Source organism: Yersinia mollaretii ATCC 43969 (assembly GCF_013282725.1).
Lineage (GTDB): Bacteria > Pseudomonadota > Gammaproteobacteria > Enterobacterales > Enterobacteriaceae > Yersinia > Yersinia mollaretii.
In genome coordinates, this window is the sequence record NZ_CP054043.1 from 1,400,232 (window position 1) to 1,417,748 (window position 17,517).

Below are 17,517 nucleotides of genomic sequence, written 5' to 3' on the forward strand. Positions count from 1 at the left end.
CAGCTAGTGCGCCGCTGGTGGGGGAAGCAGTTTACACTCGTGATCCTGCAACTCCTCCACTGAGGCACGGTGTACTTTCGCCAGGCTCGCTTTACTGGCTAACAGCAAAAACTCCCCGTTCGGTAAGGCAGTCATGGCTAGACCATAACTGCCCATTTGGCCTTTTGCCCCTGTGACTTCATCGGCGAGCAGGCGAAACGCGCCTAGATGCTGCAATTCCGTCGCCGTGGTGCGGCGCACCAGATAATCATGGCCCAACAGGCCATCGGGTAAAGGTTGCCATTGTGGGCGGAAATCTGCCTCATGTGCCGCCAGTGCTGCTTTCACCTGTGGTTTCAGGCAAGAGATATGAATATGTAATTGATTTTGAGAGCGACCATATTTTGAATTAATGGCGAGCGAGATATTTGTATCGTCAATAGGCGCGCCATACTTATCGGCCATAAAGTGGCGCGCTTGCCAAGCCTCCAGAAAGAAGTTTGGGCTGCTGGCAGCTAATATCTGCGGGCTTTCTATGCCGCTGATTTTCGCTGTGGGCATGAGCAGATATTGCAATGGCCCGTGTATGTCCTTGTACACCACAAACCCAGCTTGTGTATCGACCTGAATGCAAGGCTGTGGATCATGATGGGCTTCCATATTGGGCACGCATTGTTGGCTAACAATTTTCCACAATGCATCGCCGTGGCTGAAGCGCGATTGGCACGCCACGATCAGCGCGATAACCGCCAGTAGCCCCAATATTATCCATCTAAATCTAGCTTTTTTAATGTAGCGTGACATGCGTGATCCTTCACTTTCGATGATGGGCCATCAGTGTAATGATAAATCAGAGGCAGGGGCAAACCCCATAATCCTTATTTATCATTATGGGGTGTTGACCTGATATGGCGACAGATTAGCGTGCCTCTTCACCCGGTTTTTGCGGTAAGGTTTTGTCCTCAGCATACTGGGCGGTGGCTATCCAAGCGGCGCAGAATAGGGTCAGGCGAGCGAAGAAGTAGAAAAAGGCCATCAGACCAATAACAGAACCAAAAGCCGCACCGGAAGGCGAGCTGGCAAGACGCGGCAGCATCATGGTCATGACAAACTTGATGATCTCAAAGCCGATGGCGGCAATCAGGGTGCCACGTAGCAAGGCTTTTTTCTTCGGCTTATGCCGTGGCAAAATCCAAAATATCCACAAAAATAACAGATAGTTAGCCGCGATAGAGATCGACATTGCAATCAGTGTCATCGCGGGCCGCAACCACTCAATATCCCCCAGCCCTAATGCGTTGACGATTGCCGACTGCGCCGCCCCCGCGATTGAGGTCAGTGAAAGCGTGATAATTAGCGCGACAACCAATCCGATGAGCGAAATAAAATCCCGCGCATAGCGATAATAAAACGCCTCCTGATCCTGCGGGTTGCGCTCCCACACATCCCGCGACTGAGCACGAATAGCTTCACGCAGATTACCCATCCAGCTAACACCAGAATAGAGGGCAATCGCTAGACCGGTCAGCCCGACGGTGGTGCGTTGCTGAATGGCGGTATTCACGGTGTTTTTAAGGGTGGCGGCTAATGCAGGATCACTGATGGTATTAACAATTTTGTTAATTAATTCAGCCAATAAGTCAGGATTTGATGCCAGAACAAAACCGACAGCGGCAAATGAAACCATCAAAATAGGGATCAGCGATAGAAATGAAAAATAAGTAATGGCCGCCCCGAACTGGCTGCCCAATCGGTCATTAAAGCGATCTGTCGCGCGGATAATATGGGCGACAGGGGGATAAGCTTTCACACTGTTACTTATTCGTGTCATACAGGAAATGGCTCTCTTTCCGGTTTTAATCCCCGCAGCCAGTGGCGCTGAGCTGTTTTTCGGTGCGTTCGGCATAATTCTCCTTAATTGCGTTAATCCATGCCTTATGCAGATGATTCTTCTACAAAATACGACATAAAATGGCGAGTAATCTGTTGATGATAGCAGAGTCGATAGCTATCACAAATGCAGTGGGTAAATCCCCGCATTTATAGCACCCAATTTGTCTTCAATATTTTGATTAAAATAACCTTAACGTCTTGATTAAGAACTAAACCCTCACCACTGTAGGAAATATCCCACAAGTGAGGTGGTGTGGTCTCATATTAAATATATTTATAAGGATTATATTGTCCATAGACTGGGTTAATTATTATTGAATAATAAAATCTGGCGATAAATATAATTTATATAAAACAAAAAAATAAACAGATTAAAAATTCTTCTTTATTTAGATTATCTTGTAAAACATCAGGTCGTTAATATGAATATAAATAAAATAAGGCTATCGCTTTGTTTTCGAAAAACACTATTGGCTAGTTTGTTGCTTCCTCTGCTTAGCCCGCTTTATTGCTGGGCGGCACAAACTATCAGTGTAACTGATGGTAGCTCCGTTCCTATCTCTGGCGACTATGGTACAGACGATGACTACCAACCTGCTGTGGTGGTGAAAGGTGCGGGCAGTACCGTCACGGGGGCTGCCGATCTCTCCATTTATACCACGGGTCGAGTTGCCAATGGCGTCGAAGTCTCTAATGGCGGTGCGCTGAAATTGGAGGGTTCCGCCATCAAGACCGAAGGGGTCGTTGCCTATGGTATTCGTAATAATAATGGCACGGTGAATTTGCAGGGTGGGACGATAATGACGTCCGGCTCAAGTGGCAATGGTATTTACTCTTCTGGAGTGGGAAGCCGGACGGATATTAATGGCACAGTGTTCAATATATTAGGTGGGCTTGCCAATGCTGTTTCAGGTTATGATGGCACGGCATTAACGCTGAATAATACGACGATAAATACCAGTGGTGGATATGGTATTTATCTGAGCGATGTCGGCAGCACATTAACCGGTGCTAATAACGTCATTAATAATACCAGTTCGGCTAGCGGCACCGGCGTTTATATCTCCAATGGCGGTTTAAATGCCACATTGGATAACACGACGTTTAACATGACTAACGCTTATGCCGGAGTGGGGGTGGGTAAAGACTCTACTCTGACGATGAATGGCCTGACGGCTACGGGTAATATTAGTAACGTATTTGAGATCAATGGTAACGCTAATATCACTAATGCCAATATTGACTTAGCTTCTGGCTCGGTATTGCGGGCCATGGGGCACAGTCTGACCAACAAAGCCGTTATTGTATTCAATAACGTCAATGCCCTCTCGCGCAGCGGAAATTCTGCGCTGGTTAACGTGAATATGAACGCCGATGTCACCATTAATGGCGGCTCTTACCACTCCCAAGGCACTTATGCCATGGGGATTTGGGTGCCGGATAACACTTCGTCGGTACGTGTGAACAATGCCACAGTGATCACCGACGGAAACAATGCGACCGCCATCGAGAATCGGGGAACGGCGATTGTCGACCATACGACGGTGAAAACCACGGGTAATAGCTCTCACGGTATTTATTCTCAATCGATTTTCAACGCCACCCATATGGCTATCTCAACGGCGGGTGTTGGCAGTATTGGGGCGACAGCAGCGCGGGGCGGTAATTTGAATCTTGATGGGGCGACGATTGATACGACCGGAGCTTCTGGCATGGTGCTGGGCACATTCATCGGATCATCAATCAGTGCCAAAAATGTGATCGGCACATCTACAGGTGCCAGTGCCTATGCGCTGTGGATGAATACCCAAAGCATTATTTTACTGCAAGACAGCCGGATCACCACGACCGGAATGAATGCGGGCGGTATTTATGCCGCAGGTGCCGACACGATTTATAGCCGAGCCACGCTGGATAATGCTCAAGTTATCAGTGAGCAGGGGGCAGGTGTTCGGGCCTACGGGGCCAATATTAATATTGATGTGAAAAATGGTTCGCAACTCAGTGGTGGCAACGGGCTGCTGGTGAATGCCAGCACTAATGCTGGCACCGCGACTGCGCCGCTGAATATAATCAGCAACGTCAATTTGAATGCCGACAACTATTCTACTCTGGTAGGGGATATTCAGGCCGATGCCGATAACAATGTCAGCCTAGCGCTGAAAAATAGCTCGGTTTGGACTGGGGCGGCGCGTAATGCCAACAGTATCGAAATCGACAACAGTAGTATCTGGAATTTGACCGGGAATTCGGATGTTGGATCAATAAATGCTCTGGGCCAGATAAATTTCATTCCCACCGCCAGTCGCTTGGGTGCAAGGCTGCCGAACAGTGACTTCAGTACCTTAACGGTGAATGGTAACTTAACCGGCAAGGGCCGTTTTGTCTTTAATGCGCAATTGGGCGACGATAACTCACCCACGGATAAGCTGCATGTGACGGGGAATGCGACGGGTGAACACTACGTAAAAGTAGTGAATCAAGGAGGGCTGGGCGCGTTAACCACTGGCTCAGGGATCAATCTTATTCGGGTGGAGGGTGATGCTCTCTCCAGTCAATTTTTGATGAGTGACTTAGTGACTGCGGGGGCTTACCGCTATTTTTTATACCAGACGGATGAACATAGCTGGAATTTACAATCCTATCTGGCCCCAGTTGACCCCACCGATCCGGGCAAACCCACGGTGGTTGAACCTACACGGCCAGTGATCGCTTATCGTGATGAAGTGCCGGGCTATATTGCGGCACCTTGGCTCAATGCCTTTTACGGCTTCACAACATTGGGGCGTTTGCATGAGCGTCGAGGTTCGGCAGATGGGGGGGCAAACGGCTTTAATCAGGACTCTTGGGGCCGGATAAGCGGGCAGCGTAATACCTTCGACACAGGACGTTTTCGTTACGACTCAGATATCTGGTTCGCTCAGTTGGGCCATGATCTCTATCAGGCTGAAAATGGGGCCGGAACGCAGGCCACGGCGGGCGTGATGATAACCCTTGGTAAGCAGGAAACGGATACGCAGGATAAAGCACGGGCAGTACGCACGGATTTATCAATCGATACCGGTAAAATCAAAACTGATGCTTATGGTTTGGGGGGCTATTACACATTAATGACGCAACAGGGCGGCTATGTTGATCTCGTCGGTCAGGGGACGCTATACCGCAACAGCTACCAAAGTCAGCATGATGCTAAGCAGAATGGCTATGGTGTAGCCATGTCTGCCGAGGTCGGACAAGCATATCCGGTCGTGGGCAGTTGGAGAGTAGAACCCCAAGGGCAGTTGAAATATCAATATCTCAATCTGAATAGTTTCAGCGACGATATTTCTGGGATTAATGGCACCTCATACTCTGTCGGGCAGGCCCGCGCGGGTGTGCGAGTATTCAGTGAGGCGACGAAGCAACAAACGGTTAAGCCCTATTTATCTGCTGATGCCCTCTATCAACTCGGTGATAACCCTGAAGTGACCATTGATACCGCGAGTCTTCGCCCTGAATTCAGTAAAACTTACTGGCAAAGTGGTGCGGGTATTAATGCGAAAGTGAATAACAACGTTGATATCTATGCGGATGTTAAATACCAAAGGGCCTTTGATGGCAAGATGGAGGGTTACGCGGGTAACTTGGGGGTGAAAGTCAGCTTCTGAGGGATAACAGTGAGTTAGAAAACGACGAAGCCCACCGTTGGTGGGCTTCTAAACTCGCTTTGCCTATTGCTTAGCGCATTGTCACAAACTCTTCGGCAGCCGTTGGGTGGATAGCGACAGTGTTGTCGAAATCTTTCTTGGTTGCGCCCATCTTCACGGCGACGGCAAACCCTTGCAGGATTTCATCCATCCCGAAGCCGATGCCGTGGATGCCAACAATCTTCTCTTCCGCACCCACGCAGACTAACTTCATCCGGCATGGCTGGCGGTGCTGAGTGACGGCGCTGTACATCGCGGTAAATGACGATTTGTACACTTTCACTTGATCGTCGCCAAACTTCTCGCGCGCTTGCGGCTCAGTCAGACCAATGGTGCCGATAGGGGGGTGGCTGAATACCACGGTTGGGATATTGCTGTAATCCAGATGCTCATCCGGCTTGTTATTGAACAGGCGCTCAGACAAACGGCGGCCCGCCGCCACCGCCACAGGGGTCAATTCAACCGCACCGGTGTTATCACCGACGGCATAGACGCCCTGAACGTTAGTGTTCTGGAACTTATCAACCTCGATGTAGCCTTTGTCATTGGTTTTGACACCGCTGGCGGCCAGATTCAAGTTGTCAGTGGCGGGTTCACGGCCAATTGCCCAAATCAGGTGATCGACAGTCACTTCGGTGCCGTTTTCCAGTTGCAGCGTTAGGCTGCCATCCGCATTTTTGATCACCGCTTTCGGTACTGCTTCGGTGTGCAGTGTTGGCCCTTCAGTGTTCATCACTTCCAGCAGGGTCTCCACAATCAGCGGATCAAAAGTACGCAGTGGTGCATGTTTGCGAACAAACAGATGTGTTTCAGTGCCTAACCCATTGAGCACGCCCGCGATCTCTACCGCGATATAGCCCGCACCCACGACGGCAACACGTTTTGGCATTTCGTCCAATTCAAAGAAACCATCGGAATCAATACCGTATTCAGCGCCTGGAATATTCGGGTGGCTCGGGCGGCCGCCAGTGGCGATCAGGATGTGGTCAGCAGTGATTTTCTCACCATTAACTTCCACAGTATGCGCATCAATAAATCGCGCAAAACCCTGAATCACATCAACTTTGTTATTGCCTAAGCCACGCTCATAAGATTGATGGATACGATCGATGTAAGCAGTACGATTGGCAATCAGCTTTTTCCAATCGAAATGATTCACTGTGGTGTCAAAACCGTAATCTGGGCCATACAAATGAATCGCTTCCGCAATTTGCGCGGCATGCCACATCACTTTTTTCGGCACACAACCGACATTCACACAGGTGCCACCGAGCTGTTTAGCTTCGATTAGCGCACATTTTTTGCCGTACATGGCAGCCCGGTTGATCGACGCAATCCCGCCACTGCCACCGCCAATTGCTAGATAGTCGTAATGTTTGGTCATCAGGGTCGTTTCCAAGATATACCCGTCATACTTCAAGTTGTATGTGTGTTGGCTGCCTTCATGCACCCCAGTCACTTACTGATGTAAGCTCTTGGGGATTTATTCAGTTGCCGCCTTCCTACAACCCGAATTATTTAGGGTAGAGTTGTTAAAGTTTGCCTAAGAGTTTAACGCTTACCCGCATTTTGTCGCAAAGGTTGGATCAATGGCTCCGATAGGCAACTGGTATTATTCCGGCACTACCCATTTCACCAGTGTATGGCCATGACCTGATGGCACCAGTGCTTTGTGCAGCCACGGTAGCAACGTATTCATTTGCTGTTCCAGTTTCCACGGTGGGTTAATCACAATCATGCCAGAAGCCGTCATGCCGTGCTGGTCGCTATCGGGGCGAACCGCCAGCTCAATTTGCAAGATACGGCGGATACCTGTGGCTTCCAGATCCCGTAACATGCGCTTAATTTGCTGACGCAAAACCACCGGATACCATATTGCATAGGTGCCAGTTGCAAAGCGCTTATAACCTTCCTGAATACCTTTCACCACATCCTGATAGTCAGTTTTCATCTCATACGGCGGGTCAATCAGAACGAAACCACGGCGAGATGCAGGGGGTAACTGTGACTTAAGCTGTTGATAACCATCGGCACGTTGAACCTTAGCCCGCTCATCTTTTGCGAATTCATTGCGCAGCAGCGGATAATCGCTAGGGTGCAGTTCGGTCAAATGGATTTTGTCATCTTCACGCAATAAATGGCGTGCGATCAATGGCGAACCGGGATAATAACGCAACTTCTCGGCCCGGTTAAAATAATGGATAGCACTCATGTATGGGGCTAAATCATCAGGTAAATCATCGCGTTGCCACAGTTTTCCAATACCCTCAAGGTATTCGCCCGTGCGCTCGGCATGTTCGCCACTTAATTGGTAGCGACCTGCACCGGCGTGGGTATCCAGATAAAGGAAGGGTTTTTCTTTCTCTTTCAGAGACTCAATAATCAAGCTCTGAACAGTGTGTTTCAGGACATCGGCATGGTTGCCGGCGTGAAAACTATGGCGATAACTTAACATTTTATATTAACCAATTGATATTTATGATGAATATACTATTCACCGAAAATAGATGCTGTACATTGTGGCAGTGCTGTTTGCGGTTTATCTTTGTGGATGCTGCAAAACATCACCGTCAGAAGCCGTAGCCAGCACATTATGGCAACTAGTATAAACTGTCTGGTGAATAAAAAGTGAAAAGCATTCAGCCATTGATTTTCATGCCGACAGACCTCATGTTAATTATTCAACCATAAATATATGATCCGCTGCTGGACTGCTTCTAGCGGCGGCTATTCAAAACAATAATCAGGACTGCCCTATGACAAATCCGCTGTTGACCCCGTTCTCCCTGCCGCCATTTTCTGCGATTCGCCCTGAAGATATCGTGCCTGCGGTGAAATCCGCGCTGGATGAATGCCGTCAAGCGGTGGAGCGGGTGGTTGCCCAGCCGGGGCCTTTCACCTGGGATAACCTATGCCAACCACTGGCTGAATCAGATGACCGCTTATCACGCATCTGGTCGCCGGTCGGGCACTTAAATTCAGTGAAGAACAGCCCGGAATTACGCACCGCTTATGAACAAAGTTTGCCATTGCTGTCGGAGTACGGCACTTGGGTCGGGCAGCACAAGGGCTTATATCAGGCTTATGTCAGTCTGAAAGAAGGGCCGGGGTTTGAGGCGTTGACCGCCCCGCAGCGCAAAGCGGTAGAAAATGCCCTGCGTGACTTCCAGTTATCCGGTATTGGTTTGGAGCCTGAGCAGCAAAAACGTTATGGCGAAATCGTGGCCCGCCTGTCTGAGTTGGGATCGACTTACAGCAATAATGTGCTTGATGCCACCATGGGTTGGAGCAAGCTAATTACCGATGTCGAGCAGTTGAAAGGGCTGCCGGAAAGCGCCCTAGCGGCGGCTAAAGCCATGGCAGAAGCCAAAGAGCAAGAGGGCTGGTTGCTGACGCTGGATATGCCAAGTTATCTGCCGGTGCTGACCTATGCGGATAATGCTGAATTGCGCGAAGAGATGTACCGCGCCTTTGCGACTCGCGCCTCTGATCAAGGGCCGAATGCGGGCAAGTGGGATAACAGCGAGATCATGGCTGAAATCCTCACACTCCGTCATGAATTGGCGCAGTTGCTGGGCTTTGACAGTTATGCGGATAAATCACTGGCGACCAAGATGGCTGAAAGCCCACAACAGGTGTTGGGCTTCTTAAACGATCTGGCGAAACGCGCCCGTCCACAGGCGGAAGAGGAGCTGGCGCAGTTACGCGCATTTGCTGAAAAACATTATGGTGTCAGTGAGTTAGCAGCATGGGATATCACCTACTACTCCGAGAAACAAAAGCAGCATCTGTTCTCCATCAGCGATGAGCAGTTACGCCCTTACTTCCCTGAACAGCGCGTCGTCGAAGGGCTGTTTGAGGTGGTTAAACGCATTTACGGTATCACCGCCAAAGAGCGCCGCGATGTGGATACTTGGCATCCGGATGTGCGCTTCTTCGAACTTTATGATGTGAGTGGCGAACTGCGCGGCAGCTTCTATCTTGATCTGTATGCCCGTGAACATAAGCGCGGTGGGGCTTGGATGGATGATTGTGTCGGCAGCCTGCGGTTGGCGAACGGCCAGTTGCAAAAACCGGTAGCGTATCTGACGTGTAACTTTAATGGCCCTGTCGGCGGCAAACCGGCGCTATTTACCCATAACGAAGTGACCACGTTGTTCCATGAGTTCGGCCATGGGTTGCACCATATGCTGACCAAAATTGATACAGCGGGTGTCTCGGGTATCAATGGCGTGCCGTGGGATGCGGTCGAGCTGCCAAGCCAGTTTATGGAAAACTGGTGCTGGGAGCCGGAAGCGCTGGCATTTATTTCCGGCCATTACGAAACTAATGAACCGCTACCACAAGAGATGCTGGACAAACTGCTGGCGGCGAAAAACTATCAGGCGGCACTGTTTATTCTGCGCCAATTGGAGTTTGGGTTGTTTGATTTCCGTATGCATTATGAGTTCGATCCGCTGACGGGTGCGCAGATCCTGCCGATCTTGTATGAGGTGAAAAAACAGGTCGCGGTTGTGCCATCACCTACATGGGGCCGCTTCCCACATGCCTTTAGCCATATCTTTGCTGGCGGTTATGCTGCGGGTTACTACAGCTATCTGTGGGCGGAAGTGCTCTCTGCTGATGCCTTCTCGCGCTTTGAAGAGGAGGGGATTTTCAATGCGGCAACCGGCCAATCTTTCCTCGACAATATCTTGTCCCGTGGCGGTTCAGAAGAGCCGATGACACTGTTCAAGCGCTTCCGTGGTCGTGAGCCGCAGTTGGATGCTATGCTGCGCCATTACGGTATTAAGGGCTAGAATGTGTCACAGGTAAGTATTTGTTTATTGTCTGAAGCAGGCGCCGATCCCGGCGCCTTGTCTGTTTTGGCCGAGCGTTGGGGATTGGTGTCTGACGAGCAGGCCATTATGGCGCTAGTGCTGACACCTGAACGCCTTGAGTTGCGCAAACGAGATGAGCCGAAACTCGGCGGCATTTATGTTGATTTCGTCTCCGGCACACTGGCCCATCGTCGCAAATTTGGCGGCGGGCGGGGTGAGGCAGTCGCCAAAGCGGTCGGCATCAAAAAAGGCTATCTTCCTCGAGTGGTTGATGCCACTGCGGGCTTGGGGCGAGATGCTTTTGTGTTGGCGGCGCTAGGCTGCCATGTGCAGATGCTGGAACGTAACCCAGTGGTGGCGGCTTTGCTGGAGGATGGTTTGCGCCGTGGCTATCAGGACGTCGAAATTGGCCCTTGGCTGCGGGAACGTTTGACGCTGCTACATGCTTCTAGTTTGACGGCATTGGCCGCGATTGAGCCTCGACCGGAAGTGGTTTACCTCGATCCCATGTACCCGCATCGGCAGAAAAGTGCGCTGGTCAAAAAGGAGATGCGGGTATTCCAATCGCTGGTGGGAGCTGATGAAGATGCCGATGGTTTGCTGGCACCAGCCCGTGCATTGGCAACCAAACGGGTGGTGGTTAAGCGCCCCGACTATGCCGAACCCCTGGCGGGAGTCGCAGCACAGGCAGCGGTGACCACCAAAAGCCACCGTTTTGATCTCTATACCCAGCTTGCTTGAGGTGGGTGGCAAACCCACTTATAGCCCGGTGAGTGGTGGGCTGATAATAAAGTTATTGAGTGTGAATTGATGTTTGCCAATAAGTTTTATCATCATATTGCACTCATACTGACGATTACTGATGCCGAAATCGATCATCAGAGAAGTTATTTCACTTATATCATCATAGTTTTGTACTATCAGCGGAATATTCCGGTTGCCAGATAAGAATGGCGATAAATCGATTTTATCTTTCTCTGCGTTAAAATCGTGAATAGTGTCAGCAGATATTGATGTAGAGTCACTGGGTTTGTCGTAGCGGAAAACATTATGGCCGTTTATACCCCATAATTGATCGGCTCCTGCACCACCTGACAAAATATTATTAGCATCATTGCCATACAATGTATCATTGCCACTGCCGCCGATAGCGTTTTCAATCACCACATCGGCGGCAATGGAGATATTCGCCGTGAGTCCACCGACATCAGAAAAACTAAGTTCCTTCAGATTAATATTTTGATCTTCGCTATAACCGGAAAAATCAAATGTATCCATACCACCTGCATCCCAGACACAGAATATCAGCTTATCTGTGGGGGCATTGGCGGTAAAAAAATCTCTCTCGCTATTGGAGTTAAAACCATAAATAGTATCACCTGTGCGAGTTTTCATATTTGCACCATAGAGATATTGAACCGCTGCTACATCATATAATTGTGGTGTGGAGACATTATCATCACAATAATCAGCATTTGATGATGATTCTGAGTAATAGCTCATTATGCTAACCTGGTGAGTATGTTTTTGATCTTTAATTGTATCTCCTGCATTGTGGGGGTGCTTTAATCCAAGGCTATGCCCTATTTCATGGGTCAACGTAAAACCGCCATAATTTGATTTCGTCGGCTTGGTATTTTCACCGAAAGAATGGTTAATATATACCCCGCTGAATCTTGAATAATTTGGATGAAAGGCAAATCCGGATCGGATACTTTTTTCTGAAAAATTATAAAAACCGATGTTGACGTTATCAAAATCAACTGCTTCAGTAAAAGAGATATTCGCTATATCAGCCCAGGCTTGCATGCTTTTCTTTGCTTGATTAACCTGAAATTGATTAAATGGGAAGAAATCATGAGGGCTAAGTCCATCAAGCATGTCATTTCTAACGGGTATATTAAATGAGTAACTCAGACTAATACCACGCCCATAATGACCTTCACCGTTCCATGAGTAATGAGTCACTATATTGGGTGCGATATTTTCTTTTATTTCATTTTTGTAATTTATGTGTGTTTTTTTATCTATTGATTTGTTGTATCTATTGTTGTGACGCATAACTAACCTTACCTTATAAACAACATTATATATGTGTGAGGGTTAAAAATAGGCAGGTATATTAACAATGAATACTTTTTTTTAAATGTTGATGTTCTTAAATTGTTCGCAAAATCATTATATGAAAAATTATAGGTCATAATATGTGAATACCCCATACTCTTTATTTATGCCACCTTAAAGAGTATAGGGATAGGGTCTTATTTACAGCACACCTTGGGCCAACATCGCATCTGCCACTTTGACAAAACCAGCAATGTTCGCGCCGTGCACATAGTGGGTCTGTTTACCTTCACCGCCGTATTCAACACAAGACTGATGAATATCCAGCATGATGTGGTGCAGACGAACATCCACTTTTTCTGATTTCCAGCTCATGCGAGCCGCATTTTGTGCCATCTCCAAGCCCGATGTAGCAACACCACCCGCGTTGGCGGCTTTGCCCGGCGCGAAGAGGACGCCAGCTTCAAGGAAAGCATCTGTTGCCTGAATGGTCGTCGGCATATTTGCGCCCTCGGCCACAGCTTTAACCCCATTGGCAATCAATTGGCGAGCAGCTGGCAGGTCTAGTTCGTTCTGTGTTGCGCACGGCAAGGCGATATCGACCGGTACACTCCACGGCTGCTGATCCGCCAGATAGACCAGATTACGTTCACGGGCATAATCTTCAACGCGGCCATAACGTTTGTTTTTAATCTCAGCCAAATGGGCCAGTTTTTCTGGGGTGAAGCCCTCTTCATCTACGACTGTACCGCCTGAATCGGAGGCCGTAATTACTCGAGCACCCAGTTCCATCGCTTTTTCAATGGTGTATTGCGCCACATTTCCTGCACCGGAAACCGACACTCTTCGACCTTCAAAACCTAAACCGTGGCGTTTTAGCATGGCGTCGGTGAAATACACCAAACCATAGCCGGTCGCTTCTGGGCGAATCAGGCTGCCGCCGAAGGATAATCCTTTGCCAGTGAAGACACAGGCGGTGTTATTCGACAGCTTTTTCATCATGCCGGACATAAAGGCCACTTCACGACCACCTACACCAATATCACCCGCCGGAACATCCGTATCTGGGCCAAGATGGCGGTACAGCTCCGTCATCAGCGCCTGACAAAAGCGCATGACTTCAGCCTGACTCTTCCCTTTCGGATTAAAATCAGAACCGCCTTTACCGCCACCCATAGGTAGTGTAGTCAGGGCATTTTTGAAGGTTTGCTCAAAACCAAGGAATTTAAGAATCGATAAGTTGACTGATGGATGGAAGCGCATCCCGCCCTTAAAAGGACCAATGGCTGAGCTAAACTGAACGCGCCAAGCACGGTTAACTTGCACCTTGCCTTGATCGTCAGTCCAAGCAACACGAAATTGAATGACCCGTTCTGGCTCGACTAAACGTTCCAGCAGGCTTTGTTCACGGTAATGCGGGTTTTGCTCCAGAAAGGGCCAAAGCGAGGTGAAGACTTCACGCACGGCTTGGAGATATTCAGGTTGGTTGGCATCACGTTGTTGTAACGATTCTAAAAACGACTCCAGAGAGATTAAATCATTCATTACTAATCATTCCTTGTACCAATTAAGACTCCCCAGACAATTATTTCTAACTATTATTTTTATAAAAATAATCTGGAGACGATGTTGTGCATCATCGACTATATCATTGGTTTATATTCATACAGCAAGGGATTTTGAGAAAAAGTTAGCAGGGTTATCAATGAGTGGCGACAGGGGCGATACCGGCAAAAGCACAATAAAAAACGCCCGCGAGAGGCGGGCGTTAGCGGTAACAACATTAAGTGGTATTGGACGAGCGTTTAATCGTCTTCGCCATTTTCGTCATCGCGCAGAGGCACGATCAGCATATCGACATGCACGGTGTTGATCAGTTGGCGTGCTGAGGACATCAACTTGCTCCAGAAATCTTGATGATGGCCGCATAATACTAAGTCCATATCATATTTCTTAATCGCATCAACCAGTACCTGACCCAAGTCGCCGCTACCACTCAGGGTTTGCTCAATCGGGTAGCCCGCATTCTGCGAAAGCTCAGTCAATGCATTGTGTGTCTCTTCAGAGATGCGTTTTTGCATATCGCCAAGATTAACGTCGATCAAGCCGGTATAGAGATCTGAGTAGTTAACATCGACATGGATCAAGGAAACTTTGGCATTGTACGGTTTGGCCATGGAGACCGCTTTTTCCACCAACACCTTACTTTCCGGAGATAGGTCAACCGCAATCAGAATGTGTTTGTAAGCCATAAGTAAACTCCTTCCATAATGTTAATTAATGGGTAAGCAAACATTCAACCAGTTGAACGGGTGCTACGCGATATCTATATAGTAGCATTATGACCCCTAACTGAAGTGTTTCACGGATCACAACACACTGTTTTGATGATGATCACTAAAGTCACCCTTTGTCGTTTCACCCCTATTTTCGCAGAGGAATGACTCAATTCTGCCGCTTATTGCCCGGCACATTATCCGGTCATTCGAATTTAGAGCAGATCATTCTCTTAAGTATAGCGCTGATAAAGCATTCGAATGAATGGAATTTCATATTTGTGATGCAAATATAATTTAGTAAAAGTAGTAGTCAAGCTTATCTAATTCAGTTAAGAAAGATTAATGATTAATCAATTTCCGTACGAATTTAACGCGCATCCAGCAAGTATGATTCAGTATAAGTTAGTGCAAATCGATACTTAACCAATGCCGAAATAGGCTTAATTTAGAGATTATCAGGCTATTTTTCATTTCATTTCCTACACTCTTAAAGGGAGTCCTACATGTTCGGATGTTGTGTCGAGCGAATAACACGTCGAACCACCATTAGAAAGCGAACGATAGGGGGTGGTTTTCAGGCCCTGGGGGTGTTTGTATCGACTAGAGTGAGCGATGGCGTAGAGGCTCAGGTAACTGACCCAATAGCAATATATCGCTGGGAGGATGATTATGATCAGTACCGTCGCGCTTTTTTGGGCTTTGTGTGTGGTATGTGTGATTAATATGGCACGTTATTATTCATCACTGCGTGCGTTGTTAGTGGTATTACGTGGCTGCGACCCGTTGCTGTATCAATATGTTGATGGCGGTGGATTCTTTACCTCCCATGGCCAGCCGAGCAAACAGATTAGATTAGTGGGTTATATTTTTACTCAACGCTATCTTGATCACCATGATCCGGAGTTTATTCGCCGCTGTGAGCGATTACGTGGGCAATTTATACTGACCAGCGCATTATGTGGTTTAGTCGTGGTGAGTCTGGTGGGATTAATCTTGTGGTATTAGCATGAATAATGGGCAGAAAAGTATTTAAAAAGGCGACCTGTTAAGGCCGCCTTTTTGCTTATCATCACCGTTCGGTTCTATATACCGCTCGGTATTATCATCGTGCTACACGTCGATGCACGGTGATAGTAAAACGTCTCGCTGGGCTTAAATAAACTTCAATGCGACCCAGTACAACCCACCGGAAAGAAGAATAGAGATGGGTAGGGTTAATACCCATGCCAACATAATGTTCTTAACCGTCTTGCTCTGCACACCACCGCCATCGACCAACATGGTCCCGGCAACAGCTGAAGAGAGCACTTGAGTTGTCGATACTGGCATACCGGTATAACTCGCAATCCCGATGGAAACCGCCGCTGTCATCTGGGCCGAAACCCCTTGTGCGTAGGTCATGCCTTTCTTACCGATTTTCTCACCGATGGTCACGGCAACACGTTTCCAGCCAATCATGGTCCCCAAAGAGAGAGCCAGAGCGACGGCAACGATAATCCAGGTCGGTGCGTATTCCACGGTTTCCAACAAATCGGTACGCAGATTGTTGAGGAAACGGCGGTCTTCAGCACTGGTTTCTGGCAGCTTGGCAACGGTCCCTGCGGTTTCTGCGACACACATCAGCAAACGACGCATGTGGCTGCGTTGATCAACCGTGAGGTCGTCATAGCTTTGCAGATTCGCCAGCAGCACCTGTGCATGTTCAATCGCTATCATGGCGCGTGAGCTATCACAGTGGAACTGTGCAGGTGTGTTTGGCAAGGCTTCTGGTGTTGGTACCAGTGGTTTCAGCGCGACAGCATGAGGCAGAACCTCAACATGTTGCTGATAATATTGTTGCAGATGAGTCACTGCATCGCGGGTGCGGGCAATATCATAACCAGTTGCATTCATATTCACGACAAAACCGGCCGGAGCCACGCCGATTAAAACCAGCATGATCAAGCCAATCCCTTTCTGACCATCGTTAGCGCCATGAGAGAAACTCACGCCGATAGCCGATATGATCAGCGCAGTACGAGTCCAGAATGGCGGTTTACGTTTACCGTCTTTCTTTTCACGTTCAGCAGGTGTCAGATGAATACGTTGCTGCTTCTTGGTTCCGTTCCAGTAACGACGTAGCAGGAACACCATCAATCCGGCAATAACCAGACCCACAATTGGGGATAAGATTAATGACAGGAAGATTTGAATCATCTTAGGAACGTTCAGTGCATCGACAACAGATGTACTGGTCATTAATGCATTGGTTAGCCCAATACCGATGATAGCACCAATCAGTGTATGAGAACTGGAGGCTGGGATACCAAAATACCAAGTGCCCAAATTCCAGATAATCGCCGCCAGTAGCATAGAGAAGACCATGGCCAACCCATGTGCCGAACTGACGTTTAACAGCAGATCCGTAGGCAATAAGTGAACAATGGCGTAAGCCACGCTCAAACCGCCCAGCATCACGCCGAGGAAGTTAAACACCCCCGCCATCACAACAGCAACTTGTGAACGCATGGCACGGGTATAGATTACGGTCGCAACCGCATTGGCTGTATCATGAAAACCATTAATGGCTTCGTAAAACAGCACGAACATCAAAGCAAGAACTAACATTAGGCCGGTATGGAAATCCAGGCCAGCGAAAAGATGTAGCATAAGCGTTACGCCAGTTTGTGGACATGAACGCGGCGCATTATCAGTGACAATGGGGGGTGGGGAAAAGGAAAATATGACCTTTTTTTGACATGACTGCGGATCAACTGCTCTTTTGGGGCAACATATGTATGTTATATCAGGAAGTTA

12 protein-coding genes are annotated in these 17,517 nt (G+C 48.3%); 4 read left to right on the forward strand and 8 right to left on the reverse strand.

What is annotated here, in order from left to right; all coding sequences use genetic code 11:
• Positions 1–3: 3 nt before the first annotated feature.
• Together HRD69_RS06175 and yhjD are read right to left on the reverse strand one after the other, a co-directional pair.
• Positions 4–783 (reverse strand): CDP-diacylglycerol diphosphatase, encoded by a 780-nt coding sequence (locus tag HRD69_RS06175; protein WP_032814165.1) that lies wholly within the window; start codon positions 781–783, stop codon positions 4–6.
• A gap of 115 nt (positions 784–898) precedes the next feature.
• On the reverse strand, positions 899–1,885 hold the full coding sequence (gene yhjD / locus HRD69_RS06180) for an inner membrane protein YhjD (RefSeq protein ID WP_004874940.1): 987 nt from the start codon (positions 1,883–1,885) through the stop codon (positions 899–901).
• A gap of 409 nt (positions 1,886–2,294) precedes the next feature.
• On the opposite strand from yhjD, the gene HRD69_RS06185 reads away from it, so the two are divergent.
• Positions 2,295–5,519: an autotransporter outer membrane beta-barrel domain-containing protein gene (locus HRD69_RS06185; RefSeq protein ID WP_004874939.1), complete on the forward strand. Its 3,225-nt coding sequence runs from the start codon at positions 2,295–2,297 to the stop codon at positions 5,517–5,519.
• 70 nt (positions 5,520–5,589) lie between these two features.
• Here the strand turns inward: HRD69_RS06185 and gorA are convergent, their stop codons facing one another.
• Positions 5,590–6,942, reverse strand: a complete 1,353-nt coding sequence (gene gorA, locus HRD69_RS06190; protein WP_004874938.1) for a glutathione-disulfide reductase — start codon at positions 6,940–6,942, stop codon at positions 5,590–5,592.
• A 228-nt stretch (positions 6,943–7,170) separates the two neighbouring features.
• Positions 7,171–8,013 (reverse strand): 23S rRNA (adenine(2030)-N(6))-methyltransferase RlmJ, encoded by an 843-nt coding sequence (locus tag HRD69_RS06195; RefSeq protein ID WP_004874937.1) that lies wholly within the window; start codon positions 8,011–8,013, stop codon positions 7,171–7,173.
• A 301-nt stretch (positions 8,014–8,314) separates the two neighbouring features.
• On the opposite strand from HRD69_RS06195, the gene prlC reads away from it, so the two are divergent.
• The gene (gene prlC, locus HRD69_RS06200; protein WP_004874935.1) at positions 8,315–10,357 is read left to right on the forward strand and encodes an oligopeptidase A; all 2,043 of its coding nucleotides are present in this window, start codon (positions 8,315–8,317) and stop codon (positions 10,355–10,357) included.
• A 3-nt stretch (positions 10,358–10,360) separates the two neighbouring features.
• Positions 10,361–11,119, forward strand: a complete 759-nt coding sequence (rsmJ, locus tag HRD69_RS06205; RefSeq protein ID WP_032814162.1) for a 16S rRNA (guanine(1516)-N(2))-methyltransferase RsmJ — start codon at positions 10,361–10,363, stop codon at positions 11,117–11,119.
• Positions 11,120–11,137: 18 nt separating this feature from the next.
• On the opposite strand, the gene HRD69_RS06210 is transcribed toward rsmJ, so the two are convergent.
• The 3 genes from HRD69_RS06210 to uspA form a co-directional block, all read right to left on the reverse strand.
• Complete coding sequence (locus tag HRD69_RS06210) at positions 11,138–12,439, reverse strand: M10 family metallopeptidase C-terminal domain-containing protein (protein WP_004874933.1); 1,302 nt, start codon at positions 12,437–12,439, stop codon at positions 11,138–11,140.
• A gap of 204 nt (positions 12,440–12,643) precedes the next feature.
• Positions 12,644–13,987 carry an NADP-specific glutamate dehydrogenase gene (gene gdhA / locus HRD69_RS06215; protein ID WP_004874932.1) on the reverse strand — a complete coding sequence of 448 codons (1,344 nt, stop codon included), beginning with the start codon at positions 13,985–13,987 and terminating at the stop codon, positions 12,644–12,646.
• A gap of 260 nt (positions 13,988–14,247) precedes the next feature.
• A complete protein-coding gene (gene uspA, locus HRD69_RS06220) occupies positions 14,248–14,694 on the reverse strand; it encodes a universal stress protein UspA (RefSeq protein WP_004874931.1) in 447 nt (148 codons plus the stop codon).
• Between the two features lie 696 nt (positions 14,695–15,390).
• Here uspA and uspB point away from each other — a divergent pair.
• A complete protein-coding gene (gene uspB, locus HRD69_RS06225; RefSeq protein WP_032814160.1) occupies positions 15,391–15,726 on the forward strand; it encodes a universal stress protein UspB in 336 nt (111 codons plus the stop codon).
• Between the two features lie 147 nt (positions 15,727–15,873).
• Here the strand turns inward: uspB and pitA are convergent, their stop codons facing one another.
• The gene (pitA, locus tag HRD69_RS06230; protein ID WP_032814157.1) at positions 15,874–17,370 is read right to left on the reverse strand and encodes an inorganic phosphate transporter PitA; all 1,497 of its coding nucleotides are present in this window, start codon (positions 17,368–17,370) and stop codon (positions 15,874–15,876) included.
• Positions 17,371–17,517 lie beyond the last annotated feature (147 nt).

Bases quoted from the DNA above. Each gene is read 5' to 3' on its own strand.
- HRD69_RS06175 (WP_032814165.1), bottom strand. From the start codon at position 783: ATGTCACGCTACATTAAAAAAGCTAGATTTAGATGGATAATATTGGGG.
- yhjD (WP_004874940.1), bottom strand. From the start codon at position 1,885: ATGCCGAACGCACCGAAAAACAGCTCAGCGCCACTGGCTGCGGGGATT.
- HRD69_RS06185 (WP_004874939.1), top strand. From the start codon at position 2,295: ATGAATATAAATAAAATAAGGCTATCGCTTTGTTTTCGAAAAACACTA.
- gorA (WP_004874938.1), bottom strand. From the start codon at position 6,942: ATGACCAAACATTACGACTATCTAGCAATTGGCGGTGGCAGTGGCGGG.
- HRD69_RS06195 (WP_004874937.1), bottom strand. From the start codon at position 8,013: ATGTTAAGTTATCGCCATAGTTTTCACGCCGGCAACCATGCCGATGTC.
- prlC (WP_004874935.1), top strand. From the start codon at position 8,315: ATGACAAATCCGCTGTTGACCCCGTTCTCCCTGCCGCCATTTTCTGCG.
- HRD69_RS06210 (WP_004874933.1), bottom strand. From the start codon at position 12,439: ATGCGTCACAACAATAGATACAACAAATCAATAGATAAAAAAACACAC.
- gdhA (WP_004874932.1), bottom strand. From the start codon at position 13,987: ATGAATGATTTAATCTCTCTGGAGTCGTTTTTAGAATCGTTACAACAA.
- uspA (WP_004874931.1), bottom strand. From the start codon at position 14,694: ATGGCTTACAAACACATTCTGATTGCGGTTGACCTATCTCCGGAAAGT.
- uspB (WP_032814160.1), top strand. From the start codon at position 15,391: ATGATCAGTACCGTCGCGCTTTTTTGGGCTTTGTGTGTGGTATGTGTG.
- pitA (WP_032814157.1), bottom strand. From the start codon at position 17,370: ATGCTACATCTTTTCGCTGGCCTGGATTTCCATACCGGCCTAATGTTA.